Below are 19078 nucleotides of genomic sequence, written 5' to 3' on the forward strand. Positions count from 1 at the left end.
GCTTTTTCTCGGTATGTATCGGGGTCCGAAGAACCCGCGGAATGAAACTGTCGAACGCGGTTAAGCAGGTATTGATGCGCACAACAGGTGCCGGGTTCAGGCGTCCAGCACTGCATCCGCCGATGTTCTGAGGGCAAAGGACGTCACTGGCTGCGACACGTTATGCAGTTTTACATCCCCCAGCGGTATAGCATTGGCGCATGCAGGCAGGATATCGGCAGACACGACAATACGATGGCTGACCGTTTTACCGTATTCCCCCAGCCGGGCGGCGATATTCGCGGCCTGCCCGATCACGGTAAAGTCCAACCTTTCGCGCGATCCGACATTACCATAGGTGACCCGCCCATAGGCCACGCCAATCGAACAATCGCAATGGATGTCTGACCCTGACGAACGCAGTTCGCCCAGCTTTTCTACAATTTCAGTCGCCGAGCGTTGCGCATTTTCGCGCGCGGCTATTGAATCCTCGCCAGCTGGAAAAACCGCCAATACCGCGTCGCCGATGAACTTCAGCACTTCACCGCCATTTTCATGCACGATACCGGACACGGTTTCAAAAAAGTCGTTCAGCACGCTGATATAAGCGGTTCGGCCAAGCTGTTCTTCGAGGCTGGTAGAGTTTCGCAGATCGCAGAACATGATGGCTGCGTCGATCTCATCCCCATCACCGCGCCGAATCTCGCCGCCCAAAACGCGGGCACCTGAACGTTTGCCCACATAGGTTTCAAGCAGGACCTGTGCATTTTCACGCTGCATAAAAACTTCGTAAAACCGAGCAATGACCGAGGAACACTCGAACACCAGCCCCAGATTTTCCGTGGTGAACCCGTCGGGGTGATCGCAAGTCAGTGTCAGAACATTGGTCCGCCCGTCCGAGAACGGCAGCGGCATGGCGACGTAATCGGTGGCGCCCTTTGCCCTGAGATCCTCCATGATCGGAAAGCTGTTTTGAGGAATTTCGTCATTCAGACGCTGGCGTACGCCGCCCAGCCCGTTCGACACATGCCGCAGCGGACTGTTGAGGTAAGCCGGATGGTCATGAATTTCATAGGTTGGGACATTGGTCGAGATTTCGGCCACACCCTTTTCCCAAATATAGTGCTTGCCTGCGATCAGTGGATGCAGCGACCAAGCCAGGATGCTCAGGCGTTGAATGGCGATGCCGTGTTCCAGCATTTTCTCGGCCAGTGCTTTGGTGAAGGCTTCGGGCGTGTCATTGTTGGATGCACCGCGCATCAGCCAATCGATCAGGGGGCCGCTGATATTGCCATCTTCGGGGTCGCGTAACGTGTTCTCACCCAGATCCAGCCGGGTATAGACGCCGGACATAAACCCGATATGACCCTGAATGGCGACGCTTTCGGGCAGGGCTTCTTCGTAGGCCCAGACGGAATTTGCAATTTGCGTGCCGTCAACACTGACGTCGTGATAGGTCGCGGTTCCTTTAAATGGGCAAAAGGTCTGCAACTCGGTTTCGTCGCTCAGATCGATGCAGACGTCTTTGCGCGGGATATAGATCGCCGGCGGCAACCGCGTTTCATACATGACCTTGGCATTGGTGCTTTCGGCCAGCAGGATCTCATCCCGGTAGATCGCAATCCGACCTTTCAACGGTTCAACTGAGATCCCATAGCCTTTGACTTTTGGTGTGGTGTGAACGTTCATCATCAACCTCCCTGGCGCGGGTCCCTATAGGATGGGCCTTTGACTGAAGTTTTCCAAGGGGGGGGAGCGTTATTTTATCACACAGACCCTGTGCGCTCAGACCATCTGGATCACGTCTTTTTCAATGGACAGCATGTAGCCCTTTTTGGCGATGTTCTTGACCAGCAGCTCGCTGACCATCTGGTTGCCAAGTGTATCCCGCAGCCGTTTTATGCGCGTGGCCCCTGCGGCTTCATCGCAATCGGCAGCGTCACGGCCGGAAATCATGCCTTCGATCTGTGCGCCGGACAGAACCTCGTCATCCAGCCGGGATTCGGCCAGAACAGACAGGGTTTCCATCGCCGCCGGGGTCAGTTTGAAATCCATGTTGTTCAGGTAAACGGTGTTTTCCTCGCGGCTGATCAACAACGAGGTCACCTGAATACCGGTGCGTTCGATCTGTGCCATACGTCGGTTCAACAGCACCAGCATCACCAGAAACACCAACGCCGTCACCAGCATCGCGCTGGCAAAGACCAGCAGAACGAAGATCACCATCCGATAGCTGGACAAGGTGTCGGCAAAAGCCGTGCCTGATTGGGCCAGAATCTCAAGCAGGCGAATTTCGGTCTGTGAGGTCAGGTCGCTTTCGATAAACAGCCGTTCGACCCGGGCATTGAAGGCATTGGCGTCGGGCAGAGTCCAGAACAGGAAAATGGCCGCCGTCACCAGTATCAGGACGATTGCCACGATGCCCGCGCCAACCAGTCGCACGCCCGAGCGTCTGGCCTCAGTAACGGAGATAGAATTTTCCGGCATTGGCCTTCCTTTTATCCAACCCTTCGGGTCCGAAAACGGACATGATGTTCAGCAAGGTCCAGCCCGACCCCTTGAGGCGTTGGGCAACCTCTTTTTTGGCCTGCCCTTTGTCACAGGCCGAGACTTGCATGACGCCATAGTGCAGGCGCAACGGATTGTCCTGCTTGGCCTTGTAGTCGGCATAGCAGTCGGCCGCCTGCGCCGCAGTGCCTAGCGATATCAGGGCCATAACGGCCAGAGAAGAGAGGATCTGTTTCATAGGCCGCATCCTGCGCATGGGATGGTCCGATATTCAATAACCTAAGGGGTTTCGCGGGTCTGCTATCGGATAACACCGGGGCGTTATTGCTTGTCTGACAGGGGGGCAGCCAGTGTCGGGACATCGAATACACGGCCCGCCCCGGGCCTTATCTGAGACTATTGAAGGACACGCACCATGCATAAGAAATTTATCGCCCTGATCGTGGCAACAGCGGTTGCAGTCACCGGCGTCTCGGCCTCACAGGCGCGGGCCGCAGATGCCGGGGACATCCTTGGCGGGCTGGCCGCCATTGCGCTGATCGGCGCTGCCGTGAAGCATTTCAGCGATGAGAACAAGAAAAACACGGTGACGCATAACTACAATCATGTGCACCAACCGCCCAAGCACCACGCGCACCCCAAGCCCGCAATCAGGCCGCATCATGTGCGCCCGCTGCCGAAACACATCGCTAAATACGACCTGCCGCAGCGCTGCCTGCGCACCTTCAAGGCGTATTCCCACAAACGCCCGCTGTTGGGGGCGGGTTGCCTCAACAAGCACTACAAATACAGCAAAAGCCTACCGAACCAGTGCAAGGTCAAGTTCTGGAACGGCAAAAAAACCAGACGGGCGTATCACCCCGGTTGCCTGCGCCAAAAGGGATACCGCGTGAGTTACAGGTAACGGTCTTCGAGCAGGAGCGGCACCGCAGAAGTGCCGCGCTGGAGAGGGTGGCGCAAGCTGCCCTCTCTTTTTTCTTGCGATGGGCGGTAAAACGCGTTTTTCCTGATCTATGACATCTCCGGATTACTCTATTGAACAAGACGCCGTGGCGCAGGGCTATTTTCGGATTGCCGGCGTCGATGAGGTGGGCCGTGGGCCACTGGCCGGTCCGGTGGTGGCAGCCGCCGTTATCCTCAACCCCGACGATATCCCCGAAGGGCTGAACGATTCCAAAAAGCTGGCCGCGAAAAAGCGCGCCGTTCTGGGGGCAGCCCTGCACGATCGGGCTGAGGTCGCCGTGGCCCAAGCCTCGGTCGCCGAGATTGATGAGATCAACATCTTGCGGGCCTCTCATCTGGCGATGGAGCGCGCGGTGGCGGCGCTGGACCCACCGCCGGATTACTTGCTGATCGACGGGAACATGATTCCGCGCGATCTAGCGCCTCCGGCGCAGGCGGTGGTCAAAGGTGATGCTTATTCGGTGTCGATTGCGGCCGCTTCGATCGTCGCCAAAAACTGGCGCGATCAACTGATGGTGGATTTGGCGCAACAGCATCCCGGATATGGCTGGGAGACAAACGCCGGTTATCCGTCGAAACAACACAAGCAAGCGCTGCAAAATCTTGGTGTGACCCCACACCATAGACGTTCGTTCAAGCCGGTGCACAATATCTTGTATCAAGAGTAAATTGTAAGTCGCTGATTCAAAAAAGAAATTGACGGCGAATCCAGGATGACTCATCCTTGTCTCAACCAAATGAGCGCAAAAGCGCCGTGGAACTTGAGGCAGTGATATGACAACGACCAAGACAAAGGGCGCAGCAGCGCTCCCTCTAAACACGATTCTATCCGGGGACTGCATCGAAGTGATGAACAGTCTCCCCGAGGCGTCGGTAGACCTGATTTTCGCCGATCCACCCTATAATCTTCAACTCAAAGGTCAGTTGCACCGCCCGGATAACAGCCAAGTGGATGCGGTTGACGACCACTGGGATCAGTTTTCCAGCTTTGGGGTCTATGATCAGTTCACGCGGGAATGGTTGAAGGCGGCACATCGTCTTCTGAAACCTAACGGCGCAATCTGGGTGATCGGGTCGTATCACAATATTTTCCGCGTTGGTTCCGCCCTGCAAGATGCCGGATACTGGATTCTGAACGATGTCGTCTGGCGCAAGTCGAACCCGATGCCAAACTTCCGCGGCAAACGGTTCACCAACGCGCATGAGACGATGATCTGGGCCAGCAAACGCGAAGGTGCGAAATACACCTTTAACTATGAGGCGCTGAAGGCTCTTAACGAAGGCATTCAGATGCGCAGCGACTGGGTCCTGCCAATTTGCACCGGGCATGAGCGTCTGAAGGACGAAAACGGCGACAAGGCACATCCGACGCAAAAACCGGAATCACTGCTGCACAGGGTGTTGATCGGGTCTACCAATCCCGGTGACGTGATCCTGGACCCGTTCTTTGGCACTGGCACAACCGGGGCTGTGGCCAAGATGCTGGGCCGCGAATTCATCGGGATCGAGCGCGAGGAAAACTATCGCAAGGTGGCCGAGAAACGCATCGCCAAGGTCCGCAAGTTCGATCGCGAGGCGCTGGAGGTCAGCGCCAGCAAACGCGCCGAGCCGCGCGTGCCCTTTGGTCAGTTGGTCGAACGCGGCATGCTGCGCCCGGGCGAAGAGCTGTATTCCATGAACCAGCGCCACAAGGCCAAGGTGCGCGCCGATGGAACGCTGGTGGGTGACAACGTCAAAGGCTCGATCCATCAGGTGGGGGCGCATCTGGAAAACGCGCCTTCCTGCAATGGGTGGACCTACTGGTGCTTCAAACGCGACGGCAAGACCGTGCCGATCGACGTGCTGCGCCAGCAGATCCGGGCCGAACTGCACAACTGATTTCACGAATACCGCCGGTGCCTGTGGCCTGACACACGGCACTAAGCCTTGCCCCGCCGTCTTCGGCGGGGTCTTTTGTTTTCATCCGCCTCAGGTTTCGATATGAGCCTTCTATACTTTACGGCCCAGTGAAGGAGCCCCAGCCATGTCGGATACCACAGCCAGCGTTTCCCGTTTTGGGCGGTTCTTTGGAACGCAGCCCGACAGGGTCGAGGTGGAAAACAAATACACCGAGGCTGCATTGGAGCGGCATAAGCGCGAAGGGCTGGAACTGGCTGTTCGAGCCCGCTGGATCGCGATGGGGCTGACCGGGGTTTTGCTGATCTATCTCAACCCGCATTGGGATGTGCTTTGGTATCACTTCATCTTGGTGCTGATCTGCGCCAATGGCTGGCTAATCCAGCGTGCAGGTCGCGTAGGCCAGTCCCGGACCGAGCTGCTGCTGATCTTTGCCGATCTGCTGATCATGACCTTGGGCATGATCGTGCCAAACCCGTTCAGCGACGATGTGCGGCCGTTGGCCATGCAATACCGGTTCGACAATTTCCAGTATTTTTTCATCATCCTGGCCGCGGGTACGCTGGCTTATTCCTGGCGGACGGTGATTGCTATCGGGTCCTGGACTGCCATGATGTGGACGGTAGGTTGGATCATCGCCTGGTGGGTGTCCACACCGATGCCAGAGATCAGCACCCGATTGACTGACGCTCTGACCGGATACCCGGATATGGCTCAAATCCTAGATCCTAATAGTTTCAGATCCTCCATACGCGTTCAGCAGGTGGTTGTGTTCATGATGGTGGCCGTGACTTTGGGTGTGTCGATGCGGCGGCTCAATCTGTTGTTGATGACAAATGCGGGGCTGGAACGTGAACGGGCCAATCTATCGCGGTACTTTTCACCCAATGTGGTTGAGGAGTTGAGCCAGAATGACGACCCTCTCAAGCAGGTGCGCAAAGAGAATGTAGCGGTCCTGTTCATCGATATTGTCGGGTTCACCAAATATGCGGCCGGTCGCGATCCCTATGAGGTGATCGAAGTTCTGCGCGGGTTTCATGCACGCATGGAGGCTGAGGTCTTCCGCCATCACGGTACATTGGACAAATACCTGGGCGATGGTCTGATGGCCACGTTTGGCACGCCAGTGCCGACACCGTCGGATGCCAGCAACGCGGTGGCCTGCGCGCGGGATATGATTACTGTTATCAACCGCTGGAATCTGGAGCGGCGTCGGGCCGGCGAGCCCGAGATCCATGTTGGGGTCGGGGTTCACTATGGCTCGGTGGTTTTGGGCGATATTGGGGCTAATCGTCTGGAGTTTGCGGTGATAGGAGATGCGGTGAACGTTGCTGCCAAGCTAGAGGCGCTGACACGCGAATTTCGGGCCCGGATTGTCCTGAGTGAAGCGGTGCGGGTGCAATTGGAGCAGGAGGGCAACACCGCGGCCGAACTCATGGACGGGTTCGAGGCGCATATCAACAAGGCGGTGCGCGGCGTTGAATACCCGATGGATGTTTGGGTGATGTAGCACAGGGTGCTCCCGCCGATCTGCCCTGCATCAAAGATGCAAAGCGGATCGTTGGGCCGGGCAGCACGCTGGCGCGTGCTGTGGTCAGGTCCCGGGCGTCGGGTTTTGCGACCGGTTGTAAGGTTTCCAGTCTGAGATTTCAGGGTAGTACTGTCGACGCCAGGCCCGCACGCGCGGGTTCATCACCCGCCGCCAGAGCGGTGGGATCATCGCGGCAACCGTCATCACCGGATAGCCATAGGGCAGTTGCGGCGCGGCATCCTCGGAATGGTGTTGCAACAGCGGAAAGCGGCGGTTGGGTTTGTAGTGGTGGTCCGAGTGTCGTTGCAGGTTGATCAGCAGCCAGTTTGACGCCTTTTGTGACGCGTTCCACGAATGACGGGGCTGAACATGTTCGTATTTGCCCTGACCCAGATATTTCCGGGTCAAGCCGTAGTGCTCCACGTAGTTGACCAGCTCAAGCTGCCAGATGGCGACACCTGCCTGAATCAAAAACAGGGCAACGCCGGGCAGGCCTCCGATCGCGAAGGCCAGCACCAGCATGGCTAGCTGTAACGTCCAGTAGCGCCAGAATGGGTTGGCGTGGTCGGTCCAGGGGCGGTCCTTGCGCGCCAGTTTGTCACGCTCGGCCCGGAAGGCCGAGACGAGGCATTGTATCAAGACACGGGGGTAAAACCGGTGGAACCCTTCGTTGTACCGTGCGGTGACCGGGTCGCGCGGGGTGCCAACATAGCGGTGATGCACCAGCAAGTGCTCGGACCTGAAATGCGAATACAGGACCATAGCCAGCAGGATGTCCCCCAGCCAGCGTTCCAATCGCCCTTTCTGGTGCATAAGCTCATGGCTGTAGTTGATGCCGATGGTCCCGGAAATCACGCCCATGCCAAAGAACAGCCCGATTTTGGTCAGTGTGGTCAGATGATCCGTATGGGTTGTGTACCAGATCAGTCCATACAGCGTCAGGAACTGTGTTGGGACCCAGGCTTTGGTCAGCAGGACATACCAGTGCAACGCAGTGTCGGGCGTGTCGGGGTCGGCGTTGTTCAGCGCTAGCCCAGTCAACCGATCCAGCAGAGCAAAGGCCCACCAGGTCGACAGCGGCACCAGCAGAACCCACCAGCCGCCTGCAAAGGCAGCGGCCCAGATCAACGGGATCAGCAGGAAAGAGACCCAGAATGGAAGGGCCGATTGCCAGCGTGACAGGGTCTCAGGTGCGATCATCGAGTGGCTCCGTACAACTGCGCCGAGATTAGTCCCAGACCGACATCGTCACAATGGGTTACCGATTGCGCCAGAGATCATGGGCCTTGCGCATGACCGTCGGCAGATCGCCGGGTCGAAAAGCGTGTTTCGCCATCACAAGTAGGCCGTTTGGAATAGTGTTTTCAGGCAAGGGCGCTGTCCAGATGCGCAGGATCAGGTGGAAATGGGTAAAGGTATGGCGCACCTCGCCTGGAAGGGAATGCCACTGGGCCGAAAAAGGCGGCGTTTCGGCTGGTGCCTCTGACCAGTCGGAACCGGGCCAGCCCAGCATGCCACCCAACAACCCTTTGTCTGGGCGACGCTGCAGCAACAGCGCTCCGTCCTCTGCTTGCGCGATGTAGATATGCCCATAGCGGGTTGGTTTGGGCTTTTTCGGTGTTTTACGCGGCAGGTCAGGCTGCGTTCCGGCCATACGGGCCTGACAAGGGTCGCGCAGCGGACAAATCCCACAGGTCGGGGATTTCGGCGTGCAGATCGTCGCGCCCAGATCCATCACTGCCTGCGCGTAATCGCCGGGGCGCTGGCGCGGCGTCAATACAGCGGCTTTTTCCTTGAGCTGTGGTTTGGAACCGGGCAGAGGGTCGTGGATGTCAAAAAACCGGGCCATGACCCTTTCGACATTGCCGTCCAGAACGGTTTCCGAGCGATCAAAGGCAATGGCCGAGATCGCAGCGGCCGTGTAAGGGCCAATGCCCGGCAGTTTCAGAAGGGAGTCATAAGTGTCGGGGAATGCTCCGCCATGGTCATCGGTCACAACCCGCGCGCATTTCAGCAGATTTCGGGCGCGGGCGTAATAGCCCAACCCGGCCCATTCGCCCATGACTTGGTCGTCAGGCGCGGCCGCAAGGGCCTGAACCGTTGGCCAGCGCGAGGTGAACCGAAGGAAGTACTCGCGCACAGCAGCCACTGTCGTTTGTTGCAGCATCACCTCGGACAGCCAGATGCGATAGGGGTCCGGCACCACGCCTGCAGCCCGATCTGCCGGGCCCACGCGCCATGGCATCGAACGGGCGTGGTGGTCGTACCAGTTCAGCAGGGTTCGGCTCAGGTCAATTTCATTGGTTTCACGCAAGTTTTATCTAACTCCCTGTCGGGTTTCGCTGGCGCCTGTTCATATGCCCTCTACAATAGTGGGGCAGGAGTTGGAAACCAGATGCAGCGCAGACGTTCTTCGACCCGCGGGTTCAAACGCACCGCGACATTGCTGAACGACCAGATCAGGCGCGCCGGGGAAAGCCGGGGCTTTGCAGTGTCGCGTCTGCTGACCCGATGGGCTGAAATCGTCGGTCAGGATATGGCCGCCATCGCCAGCCCCGTAAAGGTGGGCTATGGCAAGGGCGCCATGGGCGCGACCCTGACCGTTCTGACCACCGGACCGCAGGCCCCGATGCTTGAGATGCAAAAGGAACAGCTGCGCAGCAAGGTGAATGCCGTCTATGGCTATAACGCGATCAGCCGGGTGCGCATCACCCAGACCGCGCCGACCGGATTTGCCGAGGGGCAGGCCAGTTTCGACCACCAGCCGAAACAAGCGAAACCCAAGACCGAACCAGAAGTCGCCGCCCAGGCGGACCGGGCCGCGCAGGATGTTCACGATGGTGATCTGCGCGCAGCCCTTGAATGTCTGGGCCGTAACGTTTTATCCAAGCAAAAACGCTAAGAAAGGGCTGAGTAATGAGCCGTATTGCAACCGGAATTTGTGCGGCCGTCGCCGTGGCCGCTGGCGGCTATTGGCTGTCGACGTCAAATTCCAATTCCGCCTCCTATCCGCTGATCAGCAGCGCCCAGGCACAAGAAGCTGAACTGGACACCTCGACCGTCGTCGAAATGGTGCAAGGGGCCGACGACGCGCCGGTCGAGATCATCGAATATGCGTCTTATACCTGCCCGCATTGCGCGAATTTCCACACCGGGCCGTTCAAACAGCTCAAGAAGGATTTCATCGACACGGGCAAGGTGAAGTTCATCTATCGCGAAGTGTATTTTGACCGCTATGGCCTGTGGGCTTCGATGGTCGCGCGCTGCGATGGTCCCGAGAAATTCTTTGGCATTTCCGACCTGATCTATGATGGCCAGTCGGAATGGACCAAAGCAGGGGGCCCGGCTGAAATCGTGGACGAGCTGCGCAAGATCGGCCGTCTGGCCGGGATCGACAATGACCAGCTTGAGGCCTGCCTTCAGGACGGCACCCGCGCGCAAACGCTGGTGGCCTGGTATCAGGAAAACGCCGAGCGTGATGGTATTCAGGCGACCCCGTCTTTCCTCGTGAACGGCAAGCAGGTCGACAACCAATCTTATGAAGAGTTCAAGCAGCTTATCGAAGCTGAACTGGGCAGCTAAGCTTTTGCGACCGGCCTATCGGGCCGGTCGTTTTCCACCAATCAGGGCGACGGGGCGATCTGCAACAGCATGTCCCGGACCATGTCAGCCTCATCGATTTCCAGACGCACGGGCAGAGTGATCACCTTGCTGCGAAACGCTGCCGGAAGGCGCACAGCGTCTTTCTCTGTTGTGACCATCTGCGCCCCCAACACCCGAGATTCGCTTTCCAACCGTGTCATCAGCGCCGGGGTCAGCGGCTGGTGGTCGTCCAGCGCTTCGGCTCGCAGCAGGGTTGCACCCAGGCCGCGCAGCGTTGCAAAGAACTTCTCGGGGTGGCCGATGCCGGCAAAGGCCAGAACCTGCGTGTCGCTCCAATCCATGCCAGTTTGCAACGGCGCGACAGCACCAGTTGCGTGTGGGACAGTCAGCTTGTTTTGCCAGAGCCTTGAGAACTGGTCCTGCGCCTCGGCCTCGCCCAGTGACAGAACCAGATCGGCGCGTTGCAAGCCAATATCGACCGGTTCCCGCAGGGGGCCAGCTGGCAGGCACAGCCCGTTGCCAAAACCTTTGACCGCGTCCACAACGATCACCGAAAAATCCTTGGCCACCGACGGGTTCTGAAACCCGTCATCCAACACAATCACGGTGGCTCCGGCCGCTGCGGCAGCCTGTGCGCCAGCCGCGCGATCCTTGGCCACCCAAACATCAGCAAATGCAGCTAGCAACAGCGGCTCGTCCCCCACCTGTGCGGCGGTGTGTTTACCGGGATCGACGCGAACGGGACCCTCCAGTGATCCGCCATGGCCGCGGGTGACAACATGGGTTTGATGCCAGGCATCACGCAGCTGTTCGATTATCCAGATCACGGTCGGCGTTTTGCCGGTGCCACCTGCGTTAAGATTGCCGACACAGATGACGGGCACGCCGGGGTTCAGACCAGGTTTTGATGAGATCCGACGCGCAGTTGCCGCCCCATAGAGACGCCCCAGCGGGGCCAGCACCCGGGCGCGCAGGTCCAGGTGATCCGGGGCGGTATTCCAGAAATCAGGTGCTCGCATGATCGGCGCTCCGTTCATCCAGACAGTCTTGCACCAGATCAATCAGCTGATCCGCCTGCGGGGCACCCTCGGACACGATTTTCCACCCGGACAGCGCCATATCCGCGGCCCGATCCGGGGCCAAAAGTTCGACCACCGCGTCACCCAGTTCGGTGGCCGTTCTGACGGCACGGGCGGCGTCTGCGTGGTTCAGCTGATCGTATAGCTGCTGGTGACGGTGTACAAAAGGTCCGTGAATGATCGCCGATCCCAGGGCTGCGGCGTATAGCGGATCGTGCCCCCCGGCACCGCGTTCCAGCGAGCTGCCCAAAAAACTCACGGCAGAAACCCGGTACCACAGGCCCAGATCCTCGGGCATGGCGGACAGGATGACTTGGGTCGTATCCTCAATCTGACCGCTGCTATCCCAGTTGGCGCAGCGCAGGTCCATGGTTTCCAACCGCCGCCTCAATGGCTCGGCCTCGGTCATGTCTGCAACCTGCAACACCAGAGCCAGCCGGGGCAACATCCGGGTTGCTTGCCGGTGGGCGCTGAGGACCGAGATGAACTCTTTGTCCTGCACCCATGCGGCAAGCCAGACAGGCCTGCCTGCAAGGGCGTGATTGGTCTCGATCAACTCGTCTTCGGGCCAGGGTTTGGGGTTTGGGCTGACATGCAAAGGGGGCGCTTGCTTTACCTTGGCAGAGGCAACCCCAAGCCGCCGGATGTTTCGGGTCGTCTCAGCGGTGGTGGCCAGAATCGTCTGGAAACAGTCGAACGTATAGCGCGTGATGTCAGGCAGCCATCGACCCCCGCGCGCGACCTGAATATCCGTGCCAGCCTCGATCAGAATCAGGGGAATGCCGTGTTCCTCGGCCCGGGTGATGACATTTGGCATCAGCGCGCCACCGACCCACAATCCAAGATCCGGGCGCCAGTTATCCAGAAATGCCCGCGCCGCACCGCCCTGTTCGGACGGGAGGTTGATCAGTGTGTAGCCCCCGCTTTCCCACCGGGTCAGGTTGGCGTCAGGCGGGGCAGTCAGCAACACCGACAGGCTGGGTCGGGCCTGTTGCAGTCTGCGACAGAAATCAACAACCGCGCGCTGGCGATCCTGCGTGCTGATGTGAATCCATATCAACTCACCCTCGGGGCGTGGGATATAGGGCGTGTCGGCGCTGTTTTGCACCCCCCAGGATAGAACGCGATAAGCGGCCAGGCTAAGTGAGCGCGGTTTGCTCATGAGGCGATCCCGGAACTGTCTGGATCGAGTTGCGCATATAGCGCCGCATGTATGCCAGTGCTGGCGGCGAGGACACCGTTCAGGCGTGGATGGGCGTTGTTGAATCGTAAGGGCTGACCCTGTCGATTGGAACAAATGCCGCCCGCCTCGCGGATGATCAGATCCCCGGCGGCAATATCCCATTCCCAGCTGGGTCGCAGGGTCAGCATTCCGTCGAACCGGCCTTGCCCGACCAGCGCCATGCGATAGGCCAGCGACGGGCGGTAATTTCGTTTGAAATCCGGCACCTGACCCTGCCGCCAATGGTGGGCGTCCAGGTTGGGTTTGGCGGCCAGAATCTCGGCCATTTCCAGGTCAGGCACATGTGACACGGAAATTGGCGCGCCGTTCAGCGTCGCACCTTGCCCCTTGGCGGCGGCATAGAGAAGATCACGCAAGGGCAGGTAGATCACTGCGGCGGTCACCTCGCCTTGCTCGGCAATAGCCAACGAATGTGCCCAGGTGCGTGAGCCTTCGGCAAAGCTGCGGGTGCCGTCGATCGGATCAATGATGAACACGCGGCTTTTTGTCAGCCGGTCACTGGTGTCCTCGGTCTCTTCGCTTAGCCAGCCATATCCCGGGCGGGCGGCAGGCAGGCGCTGTTCCAGCATCACATTGACGGCCAGATCAGCCTCGGTCACCGGGCCTGCACCATCGGGCTTGTCCCAGCGTTGCACTGTGCGGCCCGAAAACTGGGTGGCGATCTTTCCGGCTTCAAGCGCCGCGTCGATCAGAAGGGGCAGATCAGGTGCCGGCAAGGGTCATTCCCTCGATCAGCACCGACGGGACAACGCGCGACAGGTGGGTGCGGGCATCGTTGGCTGGGATGATCCGTTTCAGCATGTCGCGCAGGTTGCCTGCGATGGTGCATTCATTGACCGGGTGCGTGATTTCACCATTCTCGACCCAAAAGCCCGAGGCCCCGCGCGAATAATCGCCGGTATTTGGGTTGATCGTCGATCCGATCATCGAGGTGACGAGCAGGCCCGTTCCCATATCGCGCAACAGGCCTGCGCGGCTTTGGTCGCCTTGCGTCAGGCTCAGATTCCAGTTGCTGGGCGAGGGCGGCCCAGACACGCCACGCGCGGCATTGCCGGTTGAGGTCATGCCCAGTTTGCGGGCGCTGGACAAATCCAGTGTCCAGCCGGTCAGGATGCCGTTTTCAACAACAGCTCTGCGCCGGGTCGCCAATCCTTCGGCATCAAAGGGGCGCGAGCCTGAGGTGCGAGGTCGGTGGGGATCTTCGATCAGGGACAAGTGGCTGGGCAGCACCTGCTCGCCCAGGCTGTCTTTCAACCACGAGGCACCACGGGCGATGGCCGCCCCGTTGCTGGCCCCCAGCAAGTGACCGATCAACGAGGATGAGATGCGTTCGTCAAACAGAACCGGGAAAGTGCCGGTTGCGGGTTTTCGCGCCCCAACCAGTGCCACGGCGCGTTCGCCGGCGGTTCGGCCGATCTCATCCGGGCTACGGAGGTCGCTTTGAAAGATACGGCTGTCGCCGTCATAGTCACGCTCCATCCCTGTGCCTTGGCCTGAGATTGCCACGCAAGAGGTCGAGCGGCTGCTGCGCATGTAGCCGCCGGAAAAACCGTTGCTTGCCGCCAGATGCACGCGATGGGTTCCATAGCTGGCCGCCGCGTCTGACACCTGCGACACGCCGCGAACCGCCATCCCGGCGGCCTCGGCAGCCAGCGCATCACGCAGCAATTCCTCGGCCGCGGGTTCCGGGCTTGGGTCAAACAACTCCAACGCCTGCAGGTCCCAGTCCTGGGCCAGCAGGTCCGCATCAGCCAATCCGGTGAACGGGTCTTCGGGCGCCTCGCGGGCCATGGCGACCGCGCGTTCCGCCATCGCGGTCAGCGTTTCAGGGCGGCTGTCCGAACTGGATACGATGGCCTGCCTTTTGCCCAGAAACACCCGCAGGCCAAGATCGGTGCCTTCTGAACGTTCCGCATGTTCCAACGCCCCGCCGCGCACCTCGACCGACACCGAAGAGCCATCGATCACAATCGCATCCGCTGCCTCTGCCCCGGCCGTGCGGGCAGCGTGCAGCAGGTTTTGGCTGATTTTCTCGGGTGTAAGGGTCATGTGGCCTCCGGTCCTGTTGAATTGGACCTAGCCTTGGACCGCCGGTCCCGCAAGACCTACGGCCTTATTGGATGGTGCAAAATAAGGTGAAAGGGACAAGGGTTGAGAACCGCTGAGGGTGGAAAGGCGACCGAAGCCGCCTTTCCAGGGTTTCCTCACTTGATGCGCTGACCATTGGCCAGGATCTGGCCATCTTCGGTGAACTCGATTTTCGAGTTCAGCGTGTCCGGCTCTTCGCCCGGTACGGCCATCAGACCCATCATCATGCGTGCGCCCATGGCGTCACTTTCGCCAAGCAGACCCATGCCGATGAGCTTATCGATCAGCGCGTTTGCACCAACCAGTTTCAGGTTCGCAACGCCTGAAGGGGCGGGCATGCCGTCGAATTCATCGGTGTTGGAATTGTCGAAAGCGAAATCGCCGTCACCGGTCAGTTCAGCACCAACCAAAGACACCAGCAATTCGTTGATTTTCAGCGAATGCAGCTCACCCGGGGCCTCCTCCGAAAATTCCATGGCCTCGATCGCTTCGGGGTCAAAGAAATTGGTCAGGATTTTGGCCGTGCCGGAGGTATCCAGCGCAATGGTTGCTGGATCGCGAGGCAGGGCGCCTGCGGGGTCAAAGATGCTCCACAGGATGTCCGACATCGTGAAATCCGTCAGGTTCATTGCGAAACCAAAGGGCTGAATTTCTTCGGACTGCTGTACCGGGAATTCGAACTTGAGCCCGGCATTGGCCATGGCGATTTCGATCGGGAAGGGTAAATCAGCCGTGGTGATCGCCAGTTTCGCGCTGTTTTGCTCGATATCATAGGCCAAACGCTCGGAATCGAGGCCGACGCCGAACCGGCCGCCCTCGGATTCGCTTCCCATCGTGAACGCTTCGCCTTCGCTGGTACCCGCGATTGCGGTTTGACCAGCGGCATAGGTGAACACGCCCGAGAAGGAGAAACCGTTGCCATAAAAGGCCTGAGGATCGGAAAAGTCGAAATCCTCGGGGATCAGGCTGTTGCCTTCAAAGGTCAGCTGGTTGGCCGATCCGTCGATCTTGCCGGTATCATTGGACTCAGGGTCGACGAATGCCAGATCATAGGTCAGGCCCGCCGCGGTGAATTCCTGATCCACATCGCGAATCTCACCGATTTTCATGCGCGAACTGCCGGTCACCTCGGTCATCTCAAAGTTCACACCCAGAACATCGTCGGGCATGACCTCGTCGTCGACTATCAACTCGTCCAGCGTGATGCCAAGGGTGTCGGCTGTATAGTCATAGGTCATCTCGTCCGGGGTGCCCGAAACGACCATGTCCAAACCGGTCTGGGAATAGCCGATATTGACGGAAAACGTCTCGCCCTCAGCTTCGCCCGCAATGATCATGGGGAAGTTTTCCGGCATTGCAATGCTGACCGTGCCGTCGCCGTTTTCAGTCAGCGTCATCTCGGGGATGGTCATCTGGAACTGTCCGTCTTCTTCCGGCAGGTCCACCGACATGGTCATGTCGGCGATGGTTGTCACATCTCCGGCAACGGATTGTTCACCGGACACGGTGTACCCCATCTGGGACAGATAGGCCTGCCAATCGTTCCAGACATCTTGGGCGGTAACGTCTGCCAACGCACCCTGGGTGACAACGGCATAAGCCAAAACTGCGCCGCAGCTGCGGCGAAGGAAAACGGACATTAGAGAACCCTTCTTGATCAATTTTGCCGGCATGGTCGTGCCTGCGGCGTCGGGCGTCAAGGGGCAAGGGCTGGACCCTTTCCCCGTTCACGCGTTAGAGATTTACACAATCTAAAACCAACGGAGGTACAGCGTCCCAATGCAGGGCAAAACCGTACTGATAACAGGGGCCAGCCGCGGCATCGGGGCCGAGGCGGGGCGCGTATTTGCCGCAGCCGGGGCGAATGTCGCTTTGGTCGCGCGCAACCGGGACCAGATTTCGGCGCTGGCGGAGGCGCTGGGCGACAATGCCATCGCGCTGGAATGTGATGTCAGCCAGTTCGCGCAAGTAGAACAGGCCGTTGCTGATTGCGTTGACCGATTCGGTGGGTTGGACGTGCTGATTGGAAACGCAGGCGTCATCGATCCGATCTTTCACCTGTCGAACGCGGATGTCGCGGCTTGGGGCACGGCGATCGACATAAACCTCAAGGGTGTTTTCCACGGAATGCGTGCCGCCTTACCGGTCATGCGGGCCGCTGGTGGGGGAACAGTGCTGACGGTTTCGTCGGGTGCGGCGTCAAACCCGGTTGAAGCGTGGAGCCATTACTGTGCCTCAAAAGCAGGGGCGAAAATGCTGACTGAATGTTTGCATCTTGAAGAAGCCATTCACGGCATCCGCGCCCTGGGCCTGTCCCCCGGAACCGTCGCCACGGATATGCAGCGGGTGATCAAGGCCAGTGGTATCAATGCCGTCAGCCAGCTGGATTGGAGCGATCATATCCCTGCCGACTGGCCCGCACGGGCGCTGTTGTGGATGTGTACCAGCGACGCGGATGAATTTTTGGGATCCGAGGTTTTATTGCGGCGTGAAGAAATGCGCCAAAGGATTGGACTGACGTGATTGAACTGACCAGGGCAGGCGGGTTGTGGACGGTCACGCTGAACAACCCGGAAAAAGCCAATGCGCTGACGGGCGCGATGCTGACCGAACTGTCGGAGATTGCCGAGGCTGCAACCGAAGCGCGTGCGTTGATTTTAACTGGCGCGGGCAATGTGTTCAGCGCTGGTGCTGATCTGGATGAGGTGCGCGCCGGTCTTGCGACCTCTGATCTGTGGGAACGCCTGTCCGGCGCAATCGCCGCGTTGCCCTGTTTAACGGTCGCGGCCCTGAACGGGACGTTGGCGGGGGGTGCCAACGGGATGGCGCTGGCCTGCGACATGCGTATCGCTGTGCCGTCTGCCAAATTTTTCTATCCGGTTATGAAGCTGGGGTTCTTGCCGCAACCTTCGGACCCAGTGCGCATGGCGGCCCTGATCGGGCCGTCCCGGACCCGGATGATCCTGATGGCGGGGCAAAAGATCACAGCGGAGGAGGCGTATCGCTTTGGTCTGGTGGATCAGGTGGTAGACCCTGACATGCTGATGCATACGGCGCAGGATCTGGTTGCCGACAGTCTTGCGGCCGACCCGGCGATCGCGGCTGGTATTGGGCAGTTATGTCGATGAGGTTGTCTGCGCTGTACCTGCGTGTCACCGACCCCGATCGCCTGGCCGGGTTCTACCGGGACATTCTGGGGATGTCTGTACATGGGCACCGGCAGAACCAGCGCGTTGGCTATGGTGGGCCGGATGCCGACTTGTTGCTGATGCACGGCGGCGGCGGGTATGCGCAGGACCCGGGGCAGCGCTATTGGAAGATCGGGATCACGTTGCCGGATGTCGATCTTGCGGTGGAATACCTGCGCCAGAAGGGAGTAAAAGTCTCGGACCCGAAGCAGTTTCAGGATATCGGGTATATGTGCCATCTGCAGGACCCCGAGGGGTTTGTGATCGAGCTTCTGCAACATGATTTTCAGGGCAATCGCCCTACAGGTGCTGCAGACCCTGCCGATCCCTTTGCGGGGGCTTGTATTGGCCAGATCACTCTGCGCACCGGGGATATCGCAGCCGAGGATGCTTTTTGTCGCGCGCAGGGCATGCGGTTATTGTCGATGCAGGATGTCTCGCAATACGGGTTCGATCTGCATTTCTATGCATTCACTGACGAGGTTCCGCCCGACGCGGATCTGTGGTCAGTCGAAAACCGCGAATGGCTGTGGAAACGCCCTTACACCACGTTAGAGTTTCAGCACGTCGCCGGTGCCAGGTTCGCGCCAGTGCCGGATTATCGTGGGCTTGAATTTCAGGGGCTGAAGGACACTGTCCGCGATGCCTTTGGCGATCCGGTCCGGCCGGGCTGATCACCGTCCGCGCCGCTTGCCCGGTACTTTCGACCGAAAGCCGGGCGGGCGTTTGCGAACCCAGTTCAGGAATGTCTCTAACCGTGGATGGCTGCGCAGCGCCTCGACCGTGTTGAACGCGCGCGCCAGCTGGGCTTCGGTCAGGGTGGCGTGGATTTCTTTGTGGCAGATCACGTGCAGCAAAACCGTGGGTCCGCCCTTGCCCCCTTTGAGTTTTGGGATCAGATGGTGCAGGCTGCCACCCCCATCGGGGATCGGGCGGTCACAAAGCGGGCAGATCGGATCGCTGTCAGTCATGGTAAAGGTAAGGTCGCGCCAGGCAGCGC

The 19078-nt window shown here is 59.3% G+C and carries 20 protein-coding genes; 9 read left to right on the forward strand and 11 right to left on the reverse strand.

Translation table 11 applies throughout. The annotated features are described in order from the left end of the window. Positions 1-96: 96 nt before the first annotated feature. From SJY13_RS16770 to SJY13_RS16780, 3 genes are all read right to left on the reverse strand, one after another. Positions 97-1668, reverse strand: coding sequence for a DUF427 domain-containing protein (locus tag SJY13_RS16770; RefSeq protein WP_377192469.1), 1572 nt, complete (start codon positions 1666-1668; stop codon positions 97-99). 96 nt (positions 1669-1764) lie between these two features. Further along, the gene (locus SJY13_RS16775) at positions 1765-2466 is read right to left on the reverse strand and encodes a winged helix-turn-helix domain-containing protein (RefSeq protein ID WP_085823417.1); all 702 of its coding nucleotides are present in this window, start codon (positions 2464-2466) and stop codon (positions 1765-1767) included. Beyond that, on the reverse strand, positions 2438-2725 hold the full coding sequence (locus tag SJY13_RS16780; RefSeq protein ID WP_377192471.1) for a hypothetical protein: 288 nt from the start codon (positions 2723-2725) through the stop codon (positions 2438-2440). The genes SJY13_RS16775 and SJY13_RS16780 overlap by 29 nt, the downstream gene beginning before the upstream one ends. 177 nt (positions 2726-2902) lie before the next feature. On the opposite strand from SJY13_RS16780, the gene SJY13_RS16785 reads away from it, so the two are divergent. The 4 genes from SJY13_RS16785 to SJY13_RS16800 all read left to right on the forward strand — a co-directional run bounded on the left by SJY13_RS16785 (position 2903) and on the right by SJY13_RS16800 (position 6856). Further along, positions 2903-3391: a hypothetical protein gene (locus SJY13_RS16785; RefSeq protein ID WP_377192473.1), complete on the forward strand. Its 489-nt coding sequence runs from the start codon at positions 2903-2905 to the stop codon at positions 3389-3391. Between the two features lie 109 nt (positions 3392-3500). Continuing rightward, positions 3501-4118 carry a ribonuclease HII gene (locus SJY13_RS16790; protein ID WP_377192475.1) on the forward strand — a complete coding sequence of 206 codons (618 nt, stop codon included), beginning with the start codon at positions 3501-3503 and terminating at the stop codon, positions 4116-4118. A gap of 106 nt (positions 4119-4224) precedes the next feature. Further along, positions 4225-5328: a site-specific DNA-methyltransferase gene (locus SJY13_RS16795; RefSeq protein WP_377192477.1), complete on the forward strand. Its 1104-nt coding sequence runs from the start codon at positions 4225-4227 to the stop codon at positions 5326-5328. Between the two features lie 145 nt (positions 5329-5473). Then, positions 5474-6856, forward strand: coding sequence for an adenylate/guanylate cyclase domain-containing protein (locus SJY13_RS16800; RefSeq protein WP_377192479.1), 1383 nt, complete (start codon positions 5474-5476; stop codon positions 6854-6856). Between the two features lie 84 nt (positions 6857-6940). On the opposite strand, the gene SJY13_RS16805 is transcribed toward SJY13_RS16800, so the two are convergent. Then, on the reverse strand, positions 6941-8077 hold the full coding sequence (locus SJY13_RS16805) for an alkane 1-monooxygenase (RefSeq protein WP_377192481.1): 1137 nt from the start codon (positions 8075-8077) through the stop codon (positions 6941-6943). Positions 8078-8135: 58 nt separating this feature from the next. Continuing rightward, complete coding sequence (gene mutY / locus SJY13_RS16810) at positions 8136-9191, reverse strand: A/G-specific adenine glycosylase (protein ID WP_377192483.1); 1056 nt, start codon at positions 9189-9191, stop codon at positions 8136-8138. Positions 9192-9272: 81 nt separating this feature from the next. Here mutY and SJY13_RS16815 point away from each other — a divergent pair, with 81 nt between their 5' ends. Together SJY13_RS16815 and SJY13_RS16820 are read left to right on the forward strand one after the other, a co-directional pair. After that, on the forward strand, positions 9273-9779 hold the full coding sequence (locus SJY13_RS16815; protein ID WP_377192485.1) for a DUF721 domain-containing protein: 507 nt from the start codon (positions 9273-9275) through the stop codon (positions 9777-9779). 14 nt (positions 9780-9793) lie between these two features. Continuing rightward, positions 9794-10459, forward strand: coding sequence for a DsbA family protein (locus SJY13_RS16820; RefSeq protein WP_377192487.1), 666 nt, complete (start codon positions 9794-9796; stop codon positions 10457-10459). Between the two features lie 41 nt (positions 10460-10500). Here the strand turns inward: SJY13_RS16820 and lpxK are convergent, their stop codons facing one another. The 5 genes from lpxK to SJY13_RS16845 all read right to left on the reverse strand — a co-directional run bounded on the left by lpxK (position 10501) and on the right by SJY13_RS16845 (position 16530). After that, a complete protein-coding gene (lpxK, locus tag SJY13_RS16825) occupies positions 10501-11499 on the reverse strand; it encodes a tetraacyldisaccharide 4'-kinase (protein ID WP_377192489.1) in 999 nt (332 codons plus the stop codon). Then, positions 11486-12721, reverse strand: a complete 1236-nt coding sequence (locus SJY13_RS16830; protein ID WP_377192491.1) for a 3-deoxy-D-manno-octulosonic acid transferase — start codon at positions 12719-12721, stop codon at positions 11486-11488. Before SJY13_RS16830 ends, lpxK begins: the two co-directional genes overlap by 14 nt. Beyond that, positions 12718-13518 (reverse strand): inositol monophosphatase family protein, encoded by an 801-nt coding sequence (locus tag SJY13_RS16835; RefSeq protein ID WP_377192493.1) that lies wholly within the window; start codon positions 13516-13518, stop codon positions 12718-12720. The genes SJY13_RS16830 and SJY13_RS16835 overlap by 4 nt, the downstream gene beginning before the upstream one ends. Next, complete coding sequence (locus SJY13_RS16840) at positions 13505-14851, reverse strand: TldD/PmbA family protein (RefSeq protein ID WP_377192495.1); 1347 nt, start codon at positions 14849-14851, stop codon at positions 13505-13507. Before SJY13_RS16840 ends, SJY13_RS16835 begins: the two co-directional genes overlap by 14 nt. A gap of 155 nt (positions 14852-15006) precedes the next feature. Then, a complete protein-coding gene (locus tag SJY13_RS16845; RefSeq protein WP_377192497.1) occupies positions 15007-16530 on the reverse strand; it encodes a DUF2125 domain-containing protein in 1524 nt (507 codons plus the stop codon). Between the two features lie 139 nt (positions 16531-16669). On the opposite strand from SJY13_RS16845, the gene SJY13_RS16850 reads away from it, so the two are divergent. The 3 genes from SJY13_RS16850 to SJY13_RS16860 are packed head-to-tail and all read left to right on the forward strand — an operon-like array spanning position 16670 to position 18752. Then, the gene (locus SJY13_RS16850) at positions 16670-17413 is read left to right on the forward strand and encodes an SDR family oxidoreductase (protein WP_377192499.1); all 744 of its coding nucleotides are present in this window, start codon (positions 16670-16672) and stop codon (positions 17411-17413) included. Further along, positions 17410-18018, forward strand: coding sequence for an enoyl-CoA hydratase/isomerase family protein (locus SJY13_RS16855; RefSeq protein WP_377192501.1), 609 nt, complete (start codon positions 17410-17412; stop codon positions 18016-18018). The genes SJY13_RS16850 and SJY13_RS16855 overlap by 4 nt, the downstream gene beginning before the upstream one ends. Beyond that, positions 18009-18752: a VOC family protein gene (locus SJY13_RS16860; RefSeq protein WP_377192503.1), complete on the forward strand. Its 744-nt coding sequence runs from the start codon at positions 18009-18011 to the stop codon at positions 18750-18752. Before SJY13_RS16855 ends, SJY13_RS16860 begins: the two co-directional genes overlap by 10 nt. Here the strand turns inward: SJY13_RS16860 and SJY13_RS16865 are convergent, their stop codons facing one another. Continuing rightward, positions 18753-19049: an HNH endonuclease gene (locus SJY13_RS16865; protein WP_377192505.1), complete on the reverse strand. Its 297-nt coding sequence runs from the start codon at positions 19047-19049 to the stop codon at positions 18753-18755. It lies immediately after the preceding gene. Positions 19050-19078 lie beyond the last annotated feature (29 nt).

Source organism: Ruegeria meonggei (assembly GCF_042768335.1).
GTDB lineage: Bacteria > Pseudomonadota > Alphaproteobacteria > Rhodobacterales > Rhodobacteraceae > Ruegeria > Ruegeria meonggei.